A 21,754-nucleotide genomic window follows, 5' to 3' on the forward strand; every position below is an offset into this window, starting at 1 on the left:
ACAATACCATTATTAAAATGAGATACCATCGCCGTCCGGACAGGTAGATATTTGTAAAATATAGTAAGCTGATTTTGAGTTGCTAAACTAAAAAAAACCGGATCAATGCAATAGTACAGATAAAAGCCTGAATTGTTTTTGGAAAAGAGCATGTCGGGTTAAATTTATAAGGTATAAGTAACGAAGCACAGGCCTTGCGGGCCACGCTATATAAAGTAAAGATTAGTAAAAGCTCCTCTTTAGCCTCTTTACGCCGATTTAGCTTAGGGTAATATACATTTCCTATCGCCGGTGCTAACAATAAAATAACAATTTGATAAAACAGTACACGCCGACTGCGCGTCTGGCCGCCCTATATTTGGCGTTTAATTAATCGCTATATTGTTTTATAAATGTCTGTAAGCAAGTCGGTTTATACCTGGTGTGCAATAACCAGATGCAAAAGCAATTCCTGCAACCAGTTATGTATCCACTTAAGTACCCAAATCGCGTGCAAAAAATAGTTTCGCATCCCGCATGGGCGCTGGTGGCAGCATTTGGTACTTACTTTTGTATGTACGGGTTCCGGAAGCCCTATACCGCTGCTACCTATGCCGATGCGATGTTTTGGGGTATTAACTATAAATTTCTGCTCATTATTGCACAAACCATTGGTTATGTTATTGCCAAATGGGTAGGAATAAAAGTAGTATCCGAAATAAAGCCACATCAGCGTATCCGTGCCATTTTGGGCTTTATAGCCTTTGCCGAACTGATGTTGCTGCTTTTTGGCTTTGTGCCACGTCCCTGGAATATAATTTGCCTGTTGCTGAATGGTTTATCCCTTGGGGTGATATTTGGCCTGGTGCTGGGCTTTTTAGAAGGCCGCAAGCATACCGAGTTTTTAATTGCTGGGCTGTGCGCCAGCTTCATCGTATCTGATGGGGTATCCAAATCGGTGGGTACTATGCTGTTGAACTATGGGGTTACCGAAAGCTGGATGCCTTTTTTTGCGGGCCTGCTGTTTGCTGGGCCTACTCTTGTTTTTATAGGCATGCTGGCATTTGTGCCCCTGCCATCTGCCGCTGATGTGGCCGCCCGATCGGCAAGGGAGCCGATGTGCAGTAAGGACAGGCGCGACTTTTTTATAAAATACGCGCCAGGGCTTATCGGCATAATAACGGTTTATTTATTTGTGACCTTACTACGCAGCATACGTGCCGATTTTGCGCCCGAGTTATGGGCCGGGCTGGGCTTCCATCAAACGCCGGCTACCTTCACCCAATCAGAGTTGTTGGTTTCCTTCGGGGTTATTGTCATCATCAGTTTCGCGGTTTTTATTAGCAATCATTATAAGGCGTTCCGGTTTTCGCTCTTTATTTGCCTTGCGGGGTTTATTATTTTACTGGCTGCGGTTTGGGGCTTAAATCGCGGCTTGGGTACCTTCAACTTTATGGTGCTGTTGGGCCTGGGCGTTTATATGCCTTATGTGGCCATCCATTCCATCGTATTTGAGCGCCTGATAGCCGTTACCAAAGAGCGTGCAAATGTTGGCTTCCTGATGTATATTGTTGATTCGGTTGGGTATACAGGTTATATCGTGCTTATGTTTTTAAGATATTTCACGCCTTCGACTGATTCGATATTATTCATTTTTTTGAAAATATGTATTGCCCTGGGTATCGCCGGGGCGCTCATTGTATTGTTTTGCCATTGGTATTTTAAAATAAAGTTAAAAAGGAATGAACAACAAATTGCCCCAATTCCCGGCTGGCAAGGCGGCGGTATTTAACGGCGCCGGCCTGCCATTTGAATTTATAAACAGGGAGTTGCCGGCTATTAAGCCCGGCGAAATATTGGTAAAAAACATTTATACTACGCTTTGTGGCAGCGATATACACACCTATTGTGGCCGCCGTATTGAGCCGGCTCAGGTAGTTTTGGGGCACGAAATTGTGGGCGATATCCTTTATATCGACCCGGCTCATCCGGCAAAAGATTTCAGGGGTGATGCTATTAAAGTGGGGGACAGGGTTACCTGGTCTATATTTTCGGTACCAGCTGATGTAACCGCGCCAAGACCAGATATGCCCCAAAAAAGCAACCAGTTGTTTAAATACGGCCATGCACTTGCCAACGGTAACGATGTGTTTAACGGCGGCCTTGCGGATTATTGTGTACTGCATGCCAATACCGCGCTTATCAAAATTTCGGCCGGCATTCCTGTGCAGGTGGCTGCTACTATTAGTTGCGCCCATGCAACGGTTACAGGAGCACTTAGGATTGCCGGGGATATTGCCGGTAAAAGGGTGTTGGTTTTTGGTGCGGGGTTGTTAGGCCTGTCATGTGTTGCTATGTGTAAAGAAGCAGCGGCATCGTGGATTGGTTTAATAGATAACGACGAATCGCGCCTGCATTGGGGCAAAAAATTCGGCGCGGATGAAAACTACATTTCGTCGGCCGACGATGCCATAGCCCTGCCATGGCCCGAGGCTGATGTTGTTTTTGATATGACAGGCAGCCCGCAGGCTATGCTGGCAGGCGTTGATTCGCTGGCATTGGGCGGTATAGCTGTATGGATAGGGGCCGTGTTTCCCGCTAAGCCGGTGCAGGTAGATGCGCAAAAGGTTGTACGCAAGGTTTTACAAATAAGGGGGCTGCATAATTACAATTATGAGGATTTTGTAAACGCGACGGTGTTTATTGAAAACAATTACCTCAAATACCCTTTTGAGGCGCTGATTGAAAAGGAATATACTTTGGACGAGGTATCAGAAGCCTTTACATTTGCCAGCGACAATAAACCGGTACGCGTGGGGATAAAGATTGGCGATTAACAGCCGTCAAAGGAAATGGGAGAGGATATGTGCATACGGGAGAATTGGAAAAGATAATTTACTAACAGATAAAAAATAGAATGATATGATAAAAATGGTTGTTTTTGATATGGCCGGTACTACTGTTGATGAGAATAACGTGGTATACAAAACGCTTCGGACAGCTATAAATGAGGCCGGTTATAACTTTAGCCTTGATGAGGTGTTGGCCCAGGGTGCAGGTAAAGAAAAATTGCAGGCAATAAAAAGCATATTACGGGCTTATGCCGGCATTAACGATGATACCCTTGCCGATAGCATCTACGCCAACTTTATTGTACAACTGGCCGATGCCTATGCCACGCTTGAAGTATTGCCGCAACCCAATGCTACAGATTTATTTGGCGCTTTGGCAGAAAGGGACATTATTGTGGTTTTAAATACAGGTTACAACCGTGAAACTGCAGAATCATTGGTTAATAAATTAGGCTGGGAAGAAGGTGTAGAGTTTGATCTGCTGGTTACAGCTACCGATGTAGATAAAAATCGCCCCAACCCGGATATGATCCTGTTTGCCATGAAGCATTTTGGCATAACTGATGGCGCAGAAGTAGCGAAAGTCGGCGATTCGATCATTGATATTGAAGAAGGCCGTAATGCTGGCTGCTTATTGAATGTAGGTATTACTACGGGCGCGCATACTTTAGAGCAACTGCAATCTGCCGACCCTGAGGGTATTATTGATAATTTATTGGAATTGTTGCCATTAGTGGATGCAGTTGAGTAGTCATCACCAAAAAAAGAAATCGCCATTGAAGTATAACGCAATGGCGATCTCTTTATGCTGGTATAAGAGTTAAACAACACCTAAAATCGTCACAAACTAAACAACATTCTGCCTGTTGCTTAGCCATCATGAAAAAACTAATAGTTTTTGACCTGGATGGAACTCTTGCCGAAAGTAAGGCAGCGATAGATGCCGAAATGGCCAAATTGTTTTCGGCACTGCTGGATGTAGCCAAAGTTGCCATTATATCTGGCGGCGACTGGCCCCAGTTTGAAAAACAGGTAATTGCCCACCTGCCTAAAGGTACAAAGCTGGCAAAACTTTCCATCCTGCCTACCTGTGGTACCAAGTTTTATCAATACAAGTCCGTTGGATGGAAAAAGATATATTCAGAGGATTTTACTGCCGCCGAAAAGAAAAAGATCATCAGTTCGCTAAATCAAGCTGTTGGAAAATCTGGTTTTAAGGCCGAAAAGATTTGGGGCGATCAGGTAGAAGACCGCGATAGCCAGATCACTTTCTCGGCCCTGGGCCAAAAAGCCCCGCTCGAACCTAAAAAAGCCTGGGACCCCGATTTTAAGAAGCGCAAAAAAATTAAGATAATACTGGATAAACTGATCCCGGATTTTGCCGTGAACCTGGGTGGCGCCACCTCCATTGATATTACCAAGCCCGGAATAGATAAAGCCTACGGAATGCACAAGCTGCGCGATATACTCAAGATACCTATTAGCCAAATGCTGTTTATGGGTGATGCCCTGTTTGATGGTGGTAACGATTACCCCGCCCGTACCACAGGCGCCGATTGTATCCAGGTGCGCGATCCGCAGGAAACAAAAAGAGTGATTGAGGGTGTAGTGGCCTGTTTGAAAAAATAGGGTTACAAACTTCATTCAACAGGTAAAGCAGCAGTAATTGATCAACCGACAATTTTTTGCCCGCTCGATACGCCGGACGACTGCACCTTTCAACAAAGTAGTTTGAGCTTTACAACAAAACGTAGCCCATGGGTTCTCCCGATATTTGTATTAACAAACAAATAAAAAGAGACATGGAAAAAATATGGTTTATAACAGGCAGCTCCCGCGGATTGGGACGCAGCCTCGCAGCAGCAGTATTAGCCAAAGGCGATAAAGTAGCCGCTACAGCCCGTAACCCCGAACAGTTACAGGATTTTATAGATAAATACCCAGGCCAGGTGCTGCCCATTCAACTGGATGTAACAAGCCAGCAACAAATAAACGCGGCTATTGAAAGTACTATACAGCATTTTGGCCGCATAGATGTATTGGTGAACAATGCCGGCTTCGGTATTACCGGTGCTGCCGAAGCTTATACGGATGAGCAAGTACACAGTCAGTTGGATACTAACCTTTGGGCACCCATAGCAATTACCCGCGCGGCCTTGCCTCATATGCGTAAACAACGGTCGGGGCATATTTTGCAAATCAGCTCCATTGGCGGTAGGGTAGGCAGCGGTGGTGTAAGCATTTACCAGGCAGCAAAGTTTGGCTTGAGCGGCTTTAGCGAAGGCCTTGCACAGGAAGTGGCCCCATTGGGTATCAAAGTAATTGTGATTGAACCGGGTGGTTTCCGCACAGATTGGGCCGGCGACTCGATGACTTACGCAAAATCAATTGAAGGATACGAGGCTACAGTTGAGAAAAGGGCCAGCTTTTTCAAAAGCGGCAATTTTAAACCGGTTGGCGACCCCGATAAGGCAGCAAAAGTAATGCTTGAAATTGTTGACCATCCGCAGCCGCCACTACATTTAATATTGGGCAGCGAAGGTTTGGCTATTGTAAAAGCATCCGACACCGCAAAAATGGCCGAGCTTGAAAAATGGGCCCCCTTAAGTATTTCAACCGATCACGATGAATCGGAGAACTTTTTTGAATCGGCGCAGGGCAAAGCATACCTCACGCTCAAAAAATAATCATCAGGAATAATAGCCACGCCGGTTTATTTTACATGCGCGGCTATTATTGTAAATTTGAATGATATGCTTAAACAGGATAAGGAACCCATTTTACAGCAAATAAAGCACTCCTGCTACATTACAAGAAGCAGGGAGGGTGAGCAGTTTGTGCCCGAGCATGTTTTTAGCTACCAGATAGCCGGCTCAATCCAGATAACCGACGGAGAGCATACTTATCATGTTAAAGAAGGGGATTTTAGATTAAGCAAACGCAATCACCTTATCAAATTTATAAAATCGCCGCCGCCCAACGGCGAGTACAGGGCTTTATCCATCTATCTCGACCAGCAAACCTTGCGTAACTTTAGTATGGAGTACGGCCTGAAATCAGAAAATCATGATACCGATGGGCCTTTTATCGCTTTAAAAACCAATGCTTTATATAAAAGCTTTATGGAGTCGCTGTTACCTTACCAGCAGAGCGGACATACCATTAGCAACGAGTTACAACGGTTAAAACTACGCGAAGCCATATTGATATTATTGCAGGGTAATCCCGAACTTAAAGATGTGCTGTTTGATTTTAGCGAGCCCGGTAAAATAGACCTGGAAGGCTTTATGAACAAAAATTACCAGTTTAATGTGGAGTTAAAGCGCTTTGCCTACCTAACAGGGCGTAGTTTGGCCACGTTTAAACGAGATTTTGAAAAAACCTTTCATACTACCCCCGGCAAATGGTTACAACAGCGCAGGCTGCAACAGGCCCACTACCTGATTAAGCAAAAAAAACAGGCCCCATCTGAGGTTTACCTTGAACTGGGTTTTGAAGATCTCTCGCACTTCTCTTTCGCGTTTAAAAAAGCCTTTGGCGTAGCGCCTTCTAAAGTTTAAAATAAGCGTTCGGCGGCTAAATCAAAGGCGGGTGGTAATCAATTTGTATTGAGTTGTTTAAATATATAAAAAAACTATTTTTTAACGTAACCATTACGTTTTGGTTCACGTACAAAAAGATGTAAAAGGTTAGTTATTTATTGGTTTGAATTTTTGTTTAGAAACTCCCGGCTGCCAACCGGGAGTTTTTTTTGTGATGGCGAAACCGTATTAAACGTTCATGCCACCCGATACCTCGATGCGTTGGGCATTTATCCAACGCGCATCTTCTGTGCATAAAAACGCTACCACGCCGCCAATATCATCGGGCACGCCAACACGGCCAAGGGCTGTTACACCGGCAATCATTTTGTTTACCTGCTCATTATCGCGCACCACGCCGCCGCCAAAATCAGTTTCAATAGCGCCGGGGGCCACGGTATTTACTGCTATGCCGCGGGCACCCAGTTCTTTGGCCTGGTAACGCGTTAATACCTCAATAGCGCCCTTCATGGCCGCGTAAGCTGCATAACCAGGGTTACTGAAACGCGCCAACCCGCTTGATAGGTTAATGATACGGCCACCATCGTTAATTAATGGCAACGCTTTTTGGGTTAAAAAGAAAACACCTTTTAAGTGTACGTTAACCAGCAAATCAAAGTCTTCCTCATTGGTATCGGCAAATTGGGCGTGAATGCCGATTCCTGCATTGTTAACCAGGAAATCGAAGCTGGCGGTATCAAACTTTTCCTTCAAAACCGTTTTTAATTGATTAAAAAAGCTATCGAAGCTTTTAACATTGCCGGCATCTAATTGCAGGGCGGCGGCTTTAACGCCCAGGTTTTCGGCCCCGGCTACTACGGCCTCTGCTTCATCTTGTTTGCTATGATAGGTAATTATTACGTTGATGCCTTTTTTGGCCAGAGCAAAAGCCATGTTTTTACCCAAGCCACGGCTGCCGCCGGTAATAAGGGCTATTTTATTTATTGGTTCCATTTGTGTGTTTTAATTTAACAGCACAAAGGTAACGCGCCAAATTGTTGCCGGTTTGCGCAATTCAATCCGAAGTTTACCAAAATCAAATCTGCGTCGTTCATTGGTTCACTGGTTTATTAGTTCATTGGTGTTGCCTTTTTCGTTCATTGGTTCACTGGTTCATTAGTTTATTGGTGATTGGCGGTTAATTAGCTTGTTTGATAAGAGTGGTGATGTGTTTTATTTGGGGCTATTTATCTCCAGCTATTCCGGTAACCAACTATGCCACCAATGAACCAATGAACCAATGAACAAATGAACCGATGAACTAATAAACTAATTAATTACCTTTGCCCATCCGAATAATATGAAGTTTATTTATCAAACCTGGTGGAAGGTAGTAACCGTAATTGTGATTGTTTACACACTTATTGCGGGCTTATTACTTGGCGTGCCAACCATGCCCATCCTGCACGAAACTATCCGTAATACTTATTTCCACGTACCTATGTGGATGGCCATGTTTACCGTGTTTACCATATCGGTTTACTACAGCATCAAATACCTGCAAACAGGTAAAGAAGAGTATGACCTGATAGCCGTCGAAAGCGCTAACACGGGGCTTTTCTTTTTTGTTATAGGGCTTATAACCGGCATGCTATGGGCCAGGTACACCTGGGGCGCTTTCTGGAGTAACGATCCTAAGCAAAACAGCGCAGCCATTGCGTTCCTGTTGTACTGTGCTTACTCGGTATTACGTAACTCTATTGATGAGGAGCAAAAGCGGGCAAAAATTTCGGCCATTTATAACATTTTCGCGTTCCCCATCATGATTGTGCTCATTATGGTGCTGCCCCGAATGACAGATTCATTGCACCCTGGAAATGGCGGTAACCCTGCTTTTGGCAAGCTGGATATGGATAACCGCATGCGCATGGTATTGTACCCGGCCTTTATTGCCTGGAGCGCTATGGGCGTTTGGATAGCATCGGTACGTTACCGCATCCGTTTAATTGAATATAAAAAGAACCAAATAAATTAATGAAAAAGTTAACATTAATGTTAATGTTGTTGCTGAGCTTTGCTACTGCTTTTGCACAACAAAATGGTCCGGTTGAAATGGCCGACGTGTTGCGCAGTTCGGGGAAAATATACGTTGTAGTGTGTACTATCGTGATCGTTTTTTTAGGACTGGCCATTTATCTGTTTTCTATCGACCGCAGGCTGAGAAAAATAGAAAAAAACCAATAATAAAAAAGATAGCCCTATTCCGTTTAAACGCTGATTTTACTATGCATGCATAGTGTGTACCTGAAACACTAACTATAATATATTTGCAATATTGATAAAAATTGTACCAAATTTGCACACTTTTTTAAGAGTTTAATATTTATACAATAATTATGGATACCAATATTTTAGTTGCCGACCAGGAAACCCACTTTTTTGGCGACGTATGTAAAAACTTTGATTACGCAGCACAGTTTACCAAACACGACGCTGGTTTGCTCGATCAGATTAAGTCGTGTAACAGCGTTTACCGTTTCCGTTTCCCCATCCGCAGGGGCAATGGTTTCGAAGTAATTGATGCTTGGCGCGTTGAGCACTCGCACCACCAATCGCCAACCAAAGGCGGTATCCGCTACAGCGAAATGGTGAACGAGGATGAGGTAATGGCCCTGGCTGCTTTAATGACCTACAAATGTGCTATCGTAAACGTGCCCTTTGGCGGCGCAAAAGGCGGCATTAAAATAGATCCTAAAAAATACACCGTAAGCGAACTGGAAAACATTACCCGTCGCTATACTGTAGAGCTGATTAAGAAAAATTTTATTGGCCCAAGCATTGATGTACCCGCACCGGATTACGGCAGCGGCGAACGCGAAATGAGCTGGATTGCCGATACCTATGCCACCATGAACCCCGGTCAGCTGGATGCCATGGGCGCTGTTACCGGCAAGCCAATTGCCTTACACGGTATTGCAGGCAGGAGGGAGGCAACAGGCCGCGGTGTGGCTATTGCTATCCGCGAGTGTGTGAGTTTTGGCGATGATATGCAAAAAATTGGCTTGCTGCCTGGTTTATCAGGCAAAAGGATCATTGTACAGGGTTTAGGTAACGTTGGTTACTATTCTGCCAAGTTCCTGGCCGAGTTTGGTGCCATCATTGTAGGCCTTTGCGAATTTGAAGGCGCTATCTACAACGAAAACGGGTTGGATGTTGAAGCTGTTTTCCAGCACCGTAAAGCAAGCGGATCTATTTTAGGTTACGCAGGCGCAGCACAAGAATTTAAGAATACCATGGAAGGCCTGGAGCAGTCATGCGATATCCTGGTACCGGCGGCTTTAGAAAACCAGATAACCGAAGCCAACATCCGCAACATACAGGCAAAAATTATTGCCGAAGGCGCAAACGGCCCAACATCGCCCGAGGCCGAAGCTATATTTTACGCCAATGGCGGTATCATTATCCCGGATATGTATGCCAATGCCGGCGGTGTAACGGTATCATACTTTGAATGGTTAAAAAACCTGAGCCACGTAGCCTTTGGCCGCATGAACCGCCGGTTCGAAGAAAACTCCAACCTTAACCTGGTAAATATGGTAGAGGGCATTACCGGTACATCACTAACCCCGATGCAAAGGTCAACCATCATCAAAGGTGCGTCTGAATTGGAATTGGTAAACTCCGGTTTAGAAGATACCATGATCCGTTCGTACCACGAGATCAGGGAGATTTACAAAAACAACCCGGCAATTGATACCCTGCGTAGCGCTGCCATGGTTGGTGCAATTAATAAAATAGCAGTGAGCTACCAAAATTTAGGTATCTGGCCGTAAATATTTGGTCATTGGTCATTCGCTGCGCTGTCATTGGTCATTGGTGCAACGTGCTAATAACCATGTTATTGCGAGGAACTAAGCAATCGCGAACAGTGCAGGTGCGATGCTATATTAAGAAAGAGGCAGGTTTAACAACTTGCCTCTTTTTGTTTTCATTAACCCTGCCCCAGTTTAGGGGCTACCCGTTTGTAGAGAGTAAACGCCACAAATATTTGCGCGGTAGGTGCTACCCCGAACCGGGTATGGTTAACACCGTGCAAGCGCAATGGGTAGCCTCTGCGAGGCAAAAAGTGGGGTAGGGCTTTTTGCTACAAACAGGTAGCACCTATGGTGCGATATGAAACGATTGCAAGAACACAAGTCTAAAACCTGCCTCTTTTTGCTCAATAAGTTATTCCGATACTTTTACAAAAGAGCAATACATACAATAAAGTTTATTATGGCATTGCCTGCGGCCCGCGCTATCCGCTTATACGCGCACCGGGCATTAGGCTCGGGCCGGTATCCGCTACTATCGCTAATGCGGGCTGTTCGCTCTTGCCTAACTGACATCAACATAATTTGTAAACATTTCCCGCATTTTTATATCTTGTCCCCCAAATCAACATCAATGCAAACCCGAACCTTAATCCTTTTGCTCCTGTTGTGCAGCGGTAAGCTATTTGCACAAACCACCGAACAATTTACCCCTGCTTTAATGGAAACAAAATCAGGCGCCAAAGTGGTTTATACCAGCGACAAGCATTCCATTACTTTTGATGTGGTATCAAAAAAGATTGCACCAACAGATAATCCTAATCTTATTAATGTCGATAATAAACCCTTACAGTTTATTTTGATACCCAACAGTGCTTTAAGTACAACCGACACAACATTGGCAAGACAAAAGGCGGAATTGCTTGGCTATGCTGATTACGAACTTGATTATGTAAAAAAGGAGGTTAAGATGAAAATTTCCGGCGTTACTGAAAAATGGATAACCATAAATAATAAACTGTTTTTGTTTTGGACCTATAATATGCCTCCCGACAATAAGTCGGTTTTACAACAGCTAAACTTAAGTACCCTTTGCTTCGCTCATGTGTTGAACTTAAATAATCCGGTTACCCAGGGCGAAACCTTGGAAACCAATAGCGATCTTTTATTAAATGCCGCCAAAACTTTAAGTCTTAATAATTTCAAAATAGATTTGGAAGCGCTGTATAAGCAACTTCAGAGCGAAATGAAGCAATAACGTACTGTGAATAAACGTGAACAAAGGATATCCGAACGAAAGAAGCGAGAACACGTTGCCCGGATAAAAGGCCGGTGGTTACTGTTACTTTACGGAATTGGAGTTTACGCTTTTTTTAAAAGCTTTAGCCTGTACCGCGATACATTTATCGGTTATCAGCTACCGCTTGGCGGCGGGCTGATATTCGGCCTGCTGGTATCCTTTATCTTTAATAAGGACTACCGCTATTACTTCGCTCCGGTTATACCGCTGATGGGCATCTTTACCACGATAGTGCTCTCGGTCAATAGCTTCTTTGCCGATAAAAAAGATGTGATGCTGAAGGAGATAATTATAGAAAAGCATCACCAATACCGGCGTAATAGCCCCTATGCTACAATAAAATTCCGAGACTTTGAGCGCAGTATATCAGCCTCAACTGACGCCGAGGTAGATAGCATGTCATACGGAGTGCTCACGGTAAACAAGGGATTGTTTGGGTACTATGTGATAAGAGATAAAAAGTTGGTGAAAGAGTAATCGATATTTTGTTGCTCCCCGGCGATCTGTATCCTCCCAGATCGCAATTCTTTATGTGGTACCTTCATGGGCGGCAAATAGATGGCTTATAGGGAAGATGCTGCGAGGACATTGTCATCTGGAATATTTTTAGGATCCGATGTCCGCGTACAACCTGCGCAGGAATGGTTCGCCCCCTGGCCAGCTCTGTTGTTCGGATATCAGTGTTTAATTTACTCCCTGGTTTGTATTTAGTGTTTTATAAAAATGTCAATAAAAACGCCTAAAAGCTTCGCCGAAATAAAAAATGTAAGCATTCCTAATATATATGAAGCAAGTGCTTTAAGGTAATTCATCACTTTGTTTTGATTGAAAAATTGTCCAATTGCCCAGGTGCAATATGATAAACCTATCATCCCGGAAACTTCCATCAGGCTTAGTTTTGTTAATCCTTCAAAAAGTGCAAAAACAGAAAATATCAGCATTCCCATTCCCATCACGAAGCATAGCAGAATTAATATTTCAAAAAAATTATAATCATACTTTCTGTAAAAAACCTTGATCCAAAAGGCAATAAATACCCCCATTATAATATTTGCATAGCCATAATGATTTTGAACCCAATTGAAAATTAGTTTTGTCGCAGACTGTTCTGTATCATGAAAATTAACATATCCTTCTTCAACGTGAAATGAACTATTTATTACTGTATATATTAATGAGGTTACTATGACAAATATTAGCGGTTTTACAAGCCTGCTTCTGTCCTCTGTGATAAATTTCCGTACATTTTGCCCGGGTCTGATCAGCAATTCTTTTATGGTATAAAAGATGCCCTTTTCAAAATGTAAAACATGCCATATTTCGTGAAAAAAATAATGTTTGTCAACTCTTTTAATTTGTACAGCCTGGCCACAATTGCCACAAAAATTGTTGTCGACTGTATTATTGCAGTTTCTGCAATTAATGAGATTGGTAAGCATAAAGGTTATAGATTATTAGGATACGAGGGTTATTTACTATTACCGTTTTTTTGAAAATCAAACAAAAATTGTTTTCTCCAAAAGTGAGTACAAAAACATTTTTAAAAACTACACTATAGTGTAAATTTACTCCCAGTGTCGCGCAAATGAAAAATTACAATAATTCGAGCCTGCTTACCAAGAATAACTTAGGTACAATACCGGAAGAGGACCGCTTTGAACAAAACGATTACCTTGAAGCCGTAAAATCCTTTGCAAGATTAACGTACGAAAGCGTGTACATAATTAACTATGAAAATATGTCTTTTGAGTACGTTTCAGAAAATCCATTATTTCTGTGTGGATATTCACCCGGGGAAGTGCTTAATTTAGGCTATGATTTTTATTTTAAAAATGTTCCTGAAAGTGATTTGGAAATGTTGAACCTGATAAATGAAGCAGGATTTGATTTTTTTAATAAATTGCCAGGTGATGAGAAAAAAAAGTATAGCATAAGTTATGATTTCCATTTGGTAAATAAAGATGGTAAGCATATTCTTATTAATCATAAACTTACACCATTGTTTTTAACAAGCGAGAAAAAGATGTGGAAAGCAATGTGTATTGTTTCTATTTCGCATCATAAAAATGCCGGCAATGTTTTTATATACAAACAAGGCACTGATGAAATGTGGAAACTGGATCTGAAAAATAATGTTTGGCGCAAATCAGATAAACCAAAACTCACCGAAAGGGAAATAGAAATACTACAGCTGTATGCACAAGGGTTAACGATTAATCAAATTGCAGAAAAAATATTTGTTGCTCCTGATACAGTTAAGTACCACGGGAGGCGAATTTTTGAGCGTTTGAATGTAACTAATGTAATAGAGGCGCTTTCTTATGCTGTAAACAGCAAGATTATTTAATCGTATCGGCGTATTCGCAGATCGCAGTTATTTATGCAGTACCTCCGAGTGCGACAAATCGATGGCTTATCGGGAAGATGCCTGTGAGAACACCGTCATCGGGGAAGACTCTTGATTCTTCTTAAGAATAATTCTAAATAACACAAACAACCCTTAATAAACATTATTAGCTGTAGGTTTTGTATTTTTGCAAAACGATTTTTATTTTATAAACCGCAGATGAAAAAAAGTTCAATTTTTGGTCTTGTTGTTATAGCTATAGCTATAGCGGTTATCATAAGTGTATACGCTAACACAAGCACATATGGTTCTTTTGGCGATGCTGAAAAAACCAACAGCGAGCTGCATATTGTTGGCCACCTTAATAAAGCAAAAGAGTTATATTTTGATGCCACTAAGGATGCCAACTACTTTTCTTTTTACGCGAAGGACAATAACGGCGAGGAGTGCAAGGTAATATTGAAAGGCCCCAAGCCTGAGGATTTTGAGCGCAGCGAGCAATTAGTGCTTACCGGTAAAATGGTTGGCAGCGAGTTCCACGCATCAAGTATCCTGATGAAATGCCCATCCAAATACACGCAGGATAAGTTAGAAACCAAAGAAGTTAAGGCCACGTCGGCCAGCATATAAAACCGTTTTAATGGATATTCAATTTAAAGGTGAACACCTTTTACCGGGCCAGATAGGCCAGTTCTTTATCGTCCTTTCGTTCGGTGCCGCGCTTTTATCGTTTATCAGTTATTATTTTGCCACTACCGACGATGCCGGCAAGCAAAACAGCCTTTGGCAAAAACTGGGCCGCGCGGGCTTCCTGGTAAACTTAGCTTCTATCATCGGTATAGGCGTATGCCTGTTTACACTCATTTATAAGCATTATTTCGAATATCATTATGCCTGGGCTTATACCTCGCGCTCGTTGCCTATTTACTATATCCTTTCGGCCTTTTGGAACGGACAAGAGGGCGGCTTTTTGCTTTGGTTATTCTGGCAGGCTGTTTTAGGTACCTTCCTTATCTTCCGCTCCAAATCATGGGAACGCCCGGTGATGACGGTTGTCGCCATGTCGCAGGTGGTATTGGCAGCTATGGTTTTAGGTGTCGAAGTTTTTGGTCAGCGGATAGGCAGTTCGCCGTTTTTGCTGTTAAGACAATCAATGGAAGCGCCCATCTTCTCCAACCCCAATTACCTGGAGTTTATTAAAGACGGGCAGGGCATGGTGCCATCGCTGCAAAATTACTGGATGATTATTCACCCGCCAACCTTGTTCCTGGGCTTTGCATCAATGGTAGTGCCATTTGCTTATGCGGTGGCCGGGCTTTGGCAAAAAAAATATAAAGAGTGGGTAGCCCCAGCAATTCCTTACGCCCTGTTTGCCTGTATGATATTGGGCACCGGTGTGGTTATGGGATCTTTCTGGGCGTATGAGTCGCTTAACTTTGGCGGCTTCTGGGCCTGGGACCCGGTAGAGAATGCCTCTATCTTCCCATGGATTGTACTTGTAGCAGGTCTGCACGTATTAATCGTATTTAAAAACACCGGCCATTCGTATTTTACAGCAACATTTTTGGTGCTGTTAAGCAATGTGCTCACCTGGTACTCATCGTTCCTGAACAGGAGCGGTATTTTGGGCGATACATCGGTACACTCCTTTACCGATCTGGGCATGTTTTGGCAATTGGTGATTAGTATTTTTATATTCCTGGCGATATCTGTATGGTTATTGGTATCCCGCTGGAAAGAGCTGCCTATCACCAAAAAAGACGAAGATACTTACAGCCGCGAATTTTGGATGTTTGTTGGGGCCGTATTTATGGGCCTGTCGTGCTTCCATTTGCTGGTGGTTACTTCGGTACCGGTTTGGAATGCTATTTTCCATACCAAAATGGCGCCGCCATCTGATATTATTAAGCATTACAACGTTATCCAGTCGTCGTTTGTGTTTGTTATCGTTTTAGTAACCGGTTTCAGCCAGTTTTTAAAATACAAAAAAACAGATGTCACCAAATTTTTTGTAATAACTGCTTCATACCTGCTTATCGCCGCCGCGCTTACGGCGCTTATTGCCTATACATCGGGTGTGTACAAGCTCAATTTTGTGTTTGTGCTGGCTATGTGGGGTTCGGTTTATTCGGTATTGGTTAACGGTAAAGTTTTGGCCGATGCTTTCAAAGGCAAGTTTAAACTGGCCGGTTCGGCAGTGGCGCATATTGGTTTTGGTTTGTTGATGATTGGGGCGCTTATTTCGGCAGGTACCAGCAAAGTAATATCTATAAACAACACCGGCGAAGCATATAACGCCGAATTTGCCAAAGAAGAAAACCCACGCGAAAACGTTACTGTATACCGCAATCAGCCAACAAAACTGGGCGATTATACGGTTACCTACATCGGCGACTCGATATCATCTCCAAATCACTGGTTTAAAATCAACTACAAAAAGATAGATGCCAGCGGTAAAATTACCGAGGAGTTTACATTGAAACCTAAGGTACAGGTAAGCAAGGGCACCATGTCGGCCTCGCCGGATACGCGCCATTACCTGTTTAGCGATATCTACACACACATTACCCTAACTAACGCTATAACACCTACCGAAGCAGGTACCGAAAGCGCCGAGACTGCCCACGAAGCCGATAACGACGATAAAAATTACGATGCACCGGTGAGCCACGAAGTAAAAACCGGCGACACTATCAGGTATCGCGATGGATATATTGTATTAACGGGATTAAATAAGGAAGCTAAAGTAGAAAATATCCCGCTTACCGATAGCGACGTAGCTATTGGTGCACAGCTGGAAATTGTATCTAACGGTAATAAATACAGCGCTACCCCGGTTTACATGATTAGAAACGGCAACGTATATGATTTTGCCCGCAAGGTTGATGATGCCGGTTTAAAACTGCGTTTCAGCAAGGTGATACCTGAGCATAAAACGGTAGAGATTGTGGTTTATCAGCAGCCCGAAAGCAAAAAGAAATTCGTGGTAATGAAAGCGATCCAGTTTCCTTTTATCAATTTCTTTTGGGCAGGAACTATCATTATGGTGATTGGTTTCTTTATGTCGATACTGCGCCGTAAAAGTGAATTAAAAACGGTTTAAACCAGGCCGGCTGTGGTAACAACACAACAGGATAATATTTTAAACGATGGTTTTGCCATTGTAAATGATATTTACACCCAGGCAGAGGTTAACAGCATTATAACTGCGATTGAAGCGGCCGATCAGTCAAACCCTGCCTTCCGTAAAACCGACGATCTGTTTGCCATCAGGCAATTTTTAAAGGAACTGCCGCTGGTGGTTCCTTTAATTTTTAACGAAAAGCTAAGGGAACTTATCAGGGCGTTATTCGGCGAAGGATATTTTGTTACCAAATCCATCTACTTTGATAAGCCCGAATTAAGCAACTGGTTTGTAGCCTGGCACCAGGATTTAACCATTGTGGTTGATAAGAGGACCGATGCTCCCGGCTACGGCCCCTGGACGGTAAAACAAAATCAGTTTGGCGTACAGCCGCCTTTAAACATCCTGCAAAATAACTTCACCATCCGCATTCATCTCGACGACACCAACGGCGACAACGGCGCGCTGAAGGCTGTACCCGGATCGCATCAAAAAGGCGTGTATCGCCCCGAAACCATCAATTGGGACCTGGAAACTGAAACCACTTGTAATATAAACGCCGGCGGCGTAATGATTATGCGCCCCCTGCTGCTCCATGCATCAAACCGTACAACCAATAGTAAAAAGAGGAGGGTGATACATATTGAATTTAGCAGGGAAGAATTGGATGGTGGATTGTGCTGGGGAGAGAAGATAGATTTTGATGGATAGCCAATAAGCTATCGCGGACTTTCAGCCCGTGATCCGCATGGTTTCAGGTTACGCTAACCTAACGGGGACATTACGACGATGCAATTCCATCACCAACCAAGATCAAAAAATCCCATAAAGTGTTAGGGATGGCAGCGGATACAAGCCTGTGGGTAAGGCCTATAGGCGTATAAGCGCACAGCCGGGCCGCAGGCAACGCCCAAAATGTTAAAGACGCAAGATTACCCCTGTTTTAAAAACGAAACAATTTTGGGGTTTACCAAATCGGGTTTTTCTAAAAAAGGCAAATGCGCCGCATCTGTTACCGGGAAAAAGTTCACTTTCAAAATGCTGCGGATGGTGTCGCTGTAAATGAATGGTACGGTTTTATCATCTTTGCCCCATATGAGCAATACCGGCTTATTGGCGCCATTAAGGCAAACGTAACTTTGGCGGCCTTGTTTTTCATAATCGTAAAGGGTTGATATCAGGGCGTTCCTGAAACCTTTGTACTGCATTTGCGGCAGGTATAGTTTTTCCCATCCGGGATGTTGTTTAGGGTACTTAAAATCGGTAACCTGCCCTGCGGCCCGCTCGTCGGAGTTTACGGCTTCGTTGTACATGGCTAAATATTTAGGTGCTTTTGGCCTCTGCTGTTCGTATACCGGGTCAATAAGTATAACTTTGTTCACTATATCAGGATGCTGGCAGGTAAAATCGGTTACAATTTTGCCGCCGAATGAAACGCCTGCAAGATCTACTTTGCCGGCCTGTAACTTTAGCTGGCTTATCAGTTCCAGCAGTTGATTGGTGTAAAGTTCTTTATTATAAGTAACGTCGGGCCTGTCAGAATAGCCCCTGCCGTAGGTATCATATCGTAATACTTTATAGCCTTTGCTAATAAGATATTCATAAGTTCCATCCCATATATAATATGGTACGCTAAAGCCGTGTACAAGCACAATAACTTCGCCGTTTTCGGGGCCTTTTAATTCGTAATGAGTAACGCCCTGACTTAATTTGATAAAGCTGCCGGCAATGTTTTTACGTTCGGTATTGGTAAGTATCTTTTTCTCTTTATTATTATATTTATAAAAACCATATAGTATTAAAGTAGCCGCACCGACCAGGAATATTACAATTATTATGCTTGCTTTGAGTATTTTCATGAGGTATTAGGATGATGATTACTAAAATACACAAATATTTAATCGGTAGTTAACCGATTTTTACATTAAATGTAAAATTTATATGCGCTTAACATTTATCGGATCGGGCAATGTTGCAACCCACATGGCAGCGGCATTTAAAAATGCAGGGCACCGTATTGTACAGATTTATAGTCCTAATATGCACAACGCGGCCCTGTTGGCTTACCATGTTGGCGCTGACGCCACAAACCAGCTTACTGAAATTACTTCCGAAACCGATATTTTTATTATTTCGGTAAAGGACGATGCTATTGCCCAAATTGCCGAAGCATTGGCCCCGCATCAAAAATTAATAGTACATACATCGGGCTCAACCAGCCTTGATGTTTTATTAAACTACACTAATAAGGCTGGTGTGCTTTATCCCCTGCAAACCTTTAGCAAAACCCGCGAAGTTGATTTTTTAACTGTCCCTTTGTGTATTGAAGCCGCAAATGATAGTATATATGCTGATATTAAGGAACTTGCGGCCACTGTTAGTAATAGCATTTATAGCATTAACTCGGCCGGGCGCAAAATATTGCACGTTGCAGCTGTATTTGCCTGTAATTTCCCCAATTATCTATACGGTGTGGCCCAGCAACTGCTTGCAGGCCATGAAATTGACTTTAATTTACTGCGGCCCTTGATTTTAGAGACGGCCCAAAAGGTACAACAGCAACTCCCGGCCAATGTACAAACCGGGCCCGCAGTACGTAACGACCAAACTACTATGGCCGCCCACCTGCAAATGCTTGAAGGGCAACCGCATTTGCAGGCAATTTACACGTTATTAAGTCAGGGTATTATCAAAAACAACAATGGTGGGCATGAGGATAAGTAATTTTGTTACTTTTGCCTAAATGAATATTTTTAAAGTAAAGATAAATTTCGAGGAAAAGGGGCACGACACCGTTGAGCTGCCAATAGCCGAGGGAGAATCTGTTTTGGACGTATGCCTGGAGAACGGCATTGAGCTACAGCACAATTGTGGCGGCGTTTGCGGATGCAGCACCTGCCATGTTTACGTGAACAAAGGGATGGATAACATCCAGGAAATATCAGACAAGGAAGAAGATTTTATAGACAGGGCTGTAAACCCGCGTATAACATCGCGCCTGGGCTGCCAGTGTGTGATCATTGATGGTGATATAGAAGTTACCATTCCTGATCAGTCGTCATTTATGGGGCACTAAGCGCCATGCAGGTTGGTGAGGTTTTACGTATGACGTTTTACGTTTTACGTGAATTGCGCACGCTGATAATTAACACGAGATTAAAAAACGTAAAACGTACAAAATATTACGTACAACATATAAAAAATGAGCGATAATAAATTTGCCTTACCCATTCACTGGAACGATTACGAAGATATTGCCATGGAGCTTTACGAAAAGTTTGGCGATGATTTTGGCGAATCGAAAATATACCGCATCCGTTTTACCGAGTTGCTGGAGTGGGTATTAAGCCTGCCTAATTTTGCCGGTAAACGGGAAGAATCAAACGAAGGCCACCTGGAACAAATTCAATCGGCCTGGGTATATGAATGGCGGGATAACCAATAAGTTGGTGAGTAGAGAGTGGTGAACAGTTTGCTATATCAACCCTAATCAGCGCAATCACCCTGAAAAATCGGTGTAATCCCCAAAAAATCAGTGCAATCACCAATACAATCGGTGAAATCATAAAAACAATATGGAGTCGTTCCTGAATAAATTAAAAGATATAACCACGTTTATTTTTGATGTGGATGGTGTGCTTACCGATGGCTCTGTTTTTGTGACGGATAGCGGCGAGCAAAGCCGTGCCTTTAATATTAAAGATGGTTATGCTTTGCAGCTTGCTGTAAAATGCGGGTATAATGTTTGCGCTATATCGGGTAGCCGTTCAAAAAGCGCCATTTACCGGTTAAATAGCCTGGGTATCAATGATGTTTATATGGGTACGCATACCAAATCGCAGCGCTTTAAAATTTACCTGGAAGAGAAAGCTATTATAGCTACCAATGTATTATACATGGGCGACGATATCCCCGATTTAGAAGTAATGAAGCTTGCGGGCCTGCCCGTTTGCCCTGCCGATGCGGTTGAAGAAATAAAAGCCGTAAGTGCCTACGTTTCGCCTTACGGCGGTGGTAAAGGCTGTGCTCGCGATATTATTGAGAAAGTACTTAAAGTACAGGACAGGTGGATGAGCGAAGAGGCGTATAGCTGGTAGGTTTTTAGTTCATGGATCATAGTTCATGGTTCATGGCTGCTTCAACCCGTTAATCTTCTACCATGAACAATGAACCATTAACCATGAACAACAACCCCATTCCTAAAATCATTCTTGCATCAAAATCGCCGCGCAGGCAGGAGCTTTTGCGTTTGATGGATATGGAATTTGAGGTAGTGCTGAAGGATGTAGATGAAAGTTACCCCGAGGGCTTAACACCGCAGGAGGTTGCCGTTTATATAGCCCGTAAAAAAGCCGAAGCTTTTGACGAAACCGTAGGGGACGAGGTGGTACTTACTGCCGATACCATTGTTTGTGTTGACGGGTTAATATTAGGTAAGCCCGAAACTCCCGCGCATGCTGTGGAGATGCTGCAAATGCTATCGGGCAAAGTTCACCAGGTGGTTACCGGGGTTTGCCTGCTGTATAAGCACCAATACAATGTGTTTTTTGATGTATCTGAAGTGTTTTTCCGCAAGCTTACTTTGGACGAAATAAGCAGTTATGTTGCCCAATATAACCCGCTTGATAAAGCCGGCTCATACGGCATACAGGAGCGGATTGGGCTTATCGGTATCGAAAAGATAAGCGGCTCTTACACCAATGTAGTTGGTTTACCTACCGAGAAATTGTACGCTCAGTTAGTTGGTTTAAATAAATAATATTTAAATTAAACCTTTCGTTTCTCCATTGTCTAACAATAAATATAAGGGAGCATTTTG

The 21,754-nt window shown here is 43.1% G+C and carries 23 protein-coding genes; 20 read left to right on the forward strand and 3 right to left on the reverse strand.

Features of this window, described 5'->3' with window-relative positions; translation table 11 throughout:
• Positions 1 to 490 precede the first annotated feature (490 nt).
• From AC1RM2_RS26085 to AC1RM2_RS26110, 6 genes are all read left to right on the forward strand, one after another.
• Complete coding sequence (locus AC1RM2_RS26085; protein ID WP_492988042.1) at positions 491 to 1,771, forward strand: DUF5690 family protein; 1,281 nt, start codon at positions 491 to 493, stop codon at positions 1,769 to 1,771.
• A complete protein-coding gene (locus AC1RM2_RS26090; protein ID WP_492988043.1) occupies positions 1,722 to 2,816 on the forward strand; it encodes a zinc-binding dehydrogenase in 1,095 nt (364 codons plus the stop codon). The genes AC1RM2_RS26085 and AC1RM2_RS26090 overlap by 50 nt, the downstream gene beginning before the upstream one ends.
• An 85-nt stretch (positions 2,817 to 2,901) precedes the next feature.
• Positions 2,902 to 3,582, forward strand: coding sequence for a phosphonatase-like hydrolase (locus AC1RM2_RS26095; protein WP_492988044.1), 681 nt, complete (start codon positions 2,902 to 2,904; stop codon positions 3,580 to 3,582).
• A gap of 128 nt (positions 3,583 to 3,710) precedes the next feature.
• On the forward strand, positions 3,711 to 4,460 hold the full coding sequence (locus tag AC1RM2_RS26100) for an HAD-IIB family hydrolase (protein WP_492988045.1): 750 nt from the start codon (positions 3,711 to 3,713) through the stop codon (positions 4,458 to 4,460).
• Positions 4,461 to 4,633: 173 nt separating this feature from the next.
• The gene (locus tag AC1RM2_RS26105; protein WP_492988046.1) at positions 4,634 to 5,518 is read left to right on the forward strand and encodes an oxidoreductase; all 885 of its coding nucleotides are present in this window, start codon (positions 4,634 to 4,636) and stop codon (positions 5,516 to 5,518) included.
• Positions 5,519 to 5,584: 66 nt separating this feature from the next.
• Positions 5,585 to 6,391: a helix-turn-helix domain-containing protein gene (locus AC1RM2_RS26110; RefSeq protein ID WP_492988047.1), complete on the forward strand. Its 807-nt coding sequence runs from the start codon at positions 5,585 to 5,587 to the stop codon at positions 6,389 to 6,391.
• Positions 6,392 to 6,601: 210 nt separating this feature from the next.
• Here AC1RM2_RS26110 and AC1RM2_RS26115 read toward each other — a convergent pair whose 3' ends face one another.
• On the reverse strand, positions 6,602 to 7,366 hold the full coding sequence (locus AC1RM2_RS26115) for an SDR family NAD(P)-dependent oxidoreductase (protein ID WP_492988048.1): 765 nt from the start codon (positions 7,364 to 7,366) through the stop codon (positions 6,602 to 6,604).
• Positions 7,367 to 7,688: 322 nt separating this feature from the next.
• On the opposite strand from AC1RM2_RS26115, the gene ccsA (AC1RM2_RS26120) reads away from it, so the two are divergent.
• The 5 genes from ccsA (AC1RM2_RS26120) (at position 7,689) to AC1RM2_RS26140 (ending at position 11,941) form a co-directional block, all read left to right on the forward strand.
• Entirely contained in the window at positions 7,689 to 8,387 is a 699-nt protein-coding gene (gene ccsA, locus AC1RM2_RS26120; RefSeq protein ID WP_492988275.1) for a cytochrome c biogenesis protein CcsA, read from the forward strand.
• Positions 8,387 to 8,596: a CcmD family protein gene (locus AC1RM2_RS26125; RefSeq protein WP_090644910.1), complete on the forward strand. Its 210-nt coding sequence runs from the start codon at positions 8,387 to 8,389 to the stop codon at positions 8,594 to 8,596. The genes ccsA (AC1RM2_RS26120) and AC1RM2_RS26125 overlap by 1 nt, the downstream gene beginning before the upstream one ends.
• Before the next feature lie 152 nt (positions 8,597 to 8,748).
• Positions 8,749 to 10,185, forward strand: a complete 1,437-nt coding sequence (locus tag AC1RM2_RS26130) for a Glu/Leu/Phe/Val family dehydrogenase (protein ID WP_492988049.1) — start codon at positions 8,749 to 8,751, stop codon at positions 10,183 to 10,185.
• A gap of 700 nt (positions 10,186 to 10,885) precedes the next feature.
• On the forward strand, positions 10,886 to 11,422 hold the full coding sequence (locus tag AC1RM2_RS26135) for a hypothetical protein (RefSeq protein WP_492988050.1): 537 nt from the start codon (positions 10,886 to 10,888) through the stop codon (positions 11,420 to 11,422).
• A 6-nt stretch (positions 11,423 to 11,428) separates the two neighbouring features.
• Complete coding sequence (locus AC1RM2_RS26140) at positions 11,429 to 11,941, forward strand: hypothetical protein (RefSeq protein WP_492988051.1); 513 nt, start codon at positions 11,429 to 11,431, stop codon at positions 11,939 to 11,941.
• 230 nt (positions 11,942 to 12,171) lie between these two features.
• Here AC1RM2_RS26140 and AC1RM2_RS26145 read toward each other — a convergent pair whose 3' ends face one another.
• Complete coding sequence (locus AC1RM2_RS26145; RefSeq protein ID WP_492988052.1) at positions 12,172 to 12,903, reverse strand: DUF3667 domain-containing protein; 732 nt, start codon at positions 12,901 to 12,903, stop codon at positions 12,172 to 12,174.
• A gap of 146 nt (positions 12,904 to 13,049) precedes the next feature.
• Between AC1RM2_RS26145 and AC1RM2_RS26150 the strand changes: the two genes are divergently transcribed.
• The 4 genes from AC1RM2_RS26150 to AC1RM2_RS26165 all read left to right on the forward strand — a co-directional run bounded on the left by AC1RM2_RS26150 (position 13,050) and on the right by AC1RM2_RS26165 (position 17,646).
• Positions 13,050 to 13,811 (forward strand): response regulator transcription factor, encoded by a 762-nt coding sequence (locus AC1RM2_RS26150; protein WP_492988053.1) that lies wholly within the window; start codon positions 13,050 to 13,052, stop codon positions 13,809 to 13,811.
• Positions 13,812 to 14,030: 219 nt separating this feature from the next.
• The gene (locus AC1RM2_RS26155; RefSeq protein ID WP_090648327.1) at positions 14,031 to 14,441 is read left to right on the forward strand and encodes a cytochrome c maturation protein CcmE domain-containing protein; all 411 of its coding nucleotides are present in this window, start codon (positions 14,031 to 14,033) and stop codon (positions 14,439 to 14,441) included.
• 10 nt (positions 14,442 to 14,451) lie between these two features.
• The gene (ccsA, locus tag AC1RM2_RS26160; RefSeq protein WP_492988054.1) at positions 14,452 to 16,914 is read left to right on the forward strand and encodes a cytochrome c biogenesis protein CcsA; all 2,463 of its coding nucleotides are present in this window, start codon (positions 14,452 to 14,454) and stop codon (positions 16,912 to 16,914) included.
• Positions 16,915 to 16,926: 12 nt separating this feature from the next.
• The gene (locus tag AC1RM2_RS26165; RefSeq protein WP_492988055.1) at positions 16,927 to 17,646 is read left to right on the forward strand and encodes a phytanoyl-CoA dioxygenase family protein; all 720 of its coding nucleotides are present in this window, start codon (positions 16,927 to 16,929) and stop codon (positions 17,644 to 17,646) included.
• A gap of 221 nt (positions 17,647 to 17,867) precedes the next feature.
• Here the strand turns inward: AC1RM2_RS26165 and AC1RM2_RS26170 are convergent, their stop codons facing one another.
• Positions 17,868 to 18,794, reverse strand: coding sequence for an alpha/beta fold hydrolase (locus AC1RM2_RS26170; protein ID WP_492988056.1), 927 nt, complete (start codon positions 18,792 to 18,794; stop codon positions 17,868 to 17,870).
• Between the two features lie 82 nt (positions 18,795 to 18,876).
• Between AC1RM2_RS26170 and AC1RM2_RS26175 the strand changes: the two genes are divergently transcribed.
• From AC1RM2_RS26175 to AC1RM2_RS26195, 5 genes are all read left to right on the forward strand, one after another.
• Positions 18,877 to 19,659 carry a Rossmann-like and DUF2520 domain-containing protein gene (locus AC1RM2_RS26175; protein ID WP_492988057.1) on the forward strand — a complete coding sequence of 261 codons (783 nt, stop codon included), beginning with the start codon at positions 18,877 to 18,879 and terminating at the stop codon, positions 19,657 to 19,659.
• A gap of 19 nt (positions 19,660 to 19,678) precedes the next feature.
• On the forward strand, positions 19,679 to 20,011 hold the full coding sequence (locus tag AC1RM2_RS26180; RefSeq protein ID WP_492988058.1) for a 2Fe-2S iron-sulfur cluster-binding protein: 333 nt from the start codon (positions 19,679 to 19,681) through the stop codon (positions 20,009 to 20,011).
• A 126-nt stretch (positions 20,012 to 20,137) separates the two neighbouring features.
• A complete protein-coding gene (iscX, locus tag AC1RM2_RS26185; protein WP_090648366.1) occupies positions 20,138 to 20,380 on the forward strand; it encodes a Fe-S cluster assembly protein IscX in 243 nt (80 codons plus the stop codon).
• 130 nt (positions 20,381 to 20,510) lie between these two features.
• Positions 20,511 to 21,032: a KdsC family phosphatase gene (locus AC1RM2_RS26190; RefSeq protein ID WP_147052511.1), complete on the forward strand. Its 522-nt coding sequence runs from the start codon at positions 20,511 to 20,513 to the stop codon at positions 21,030 to 21,032.
• A 62-nt stretch (positions 21,033 to 21,094) separates the two neighbouring features.
• On the forward strand, positions 21,095 to 21,694 hold the full coding sequence (locus AC1RM2_RS26195) for a Maf family protein (RefSeq protein ID WP_492988059.1): 600 nt from the start codon (positions 21,095 to 21,097) through the stop codon (positions 21,692 to 21,694).
• Positions 21,695 to 21,754: the final 60 nt, after the last annotated feature.

Source organism: Mucilaginibacter sp. GW822-FHT03E02, from assembly GCF_058801545.1.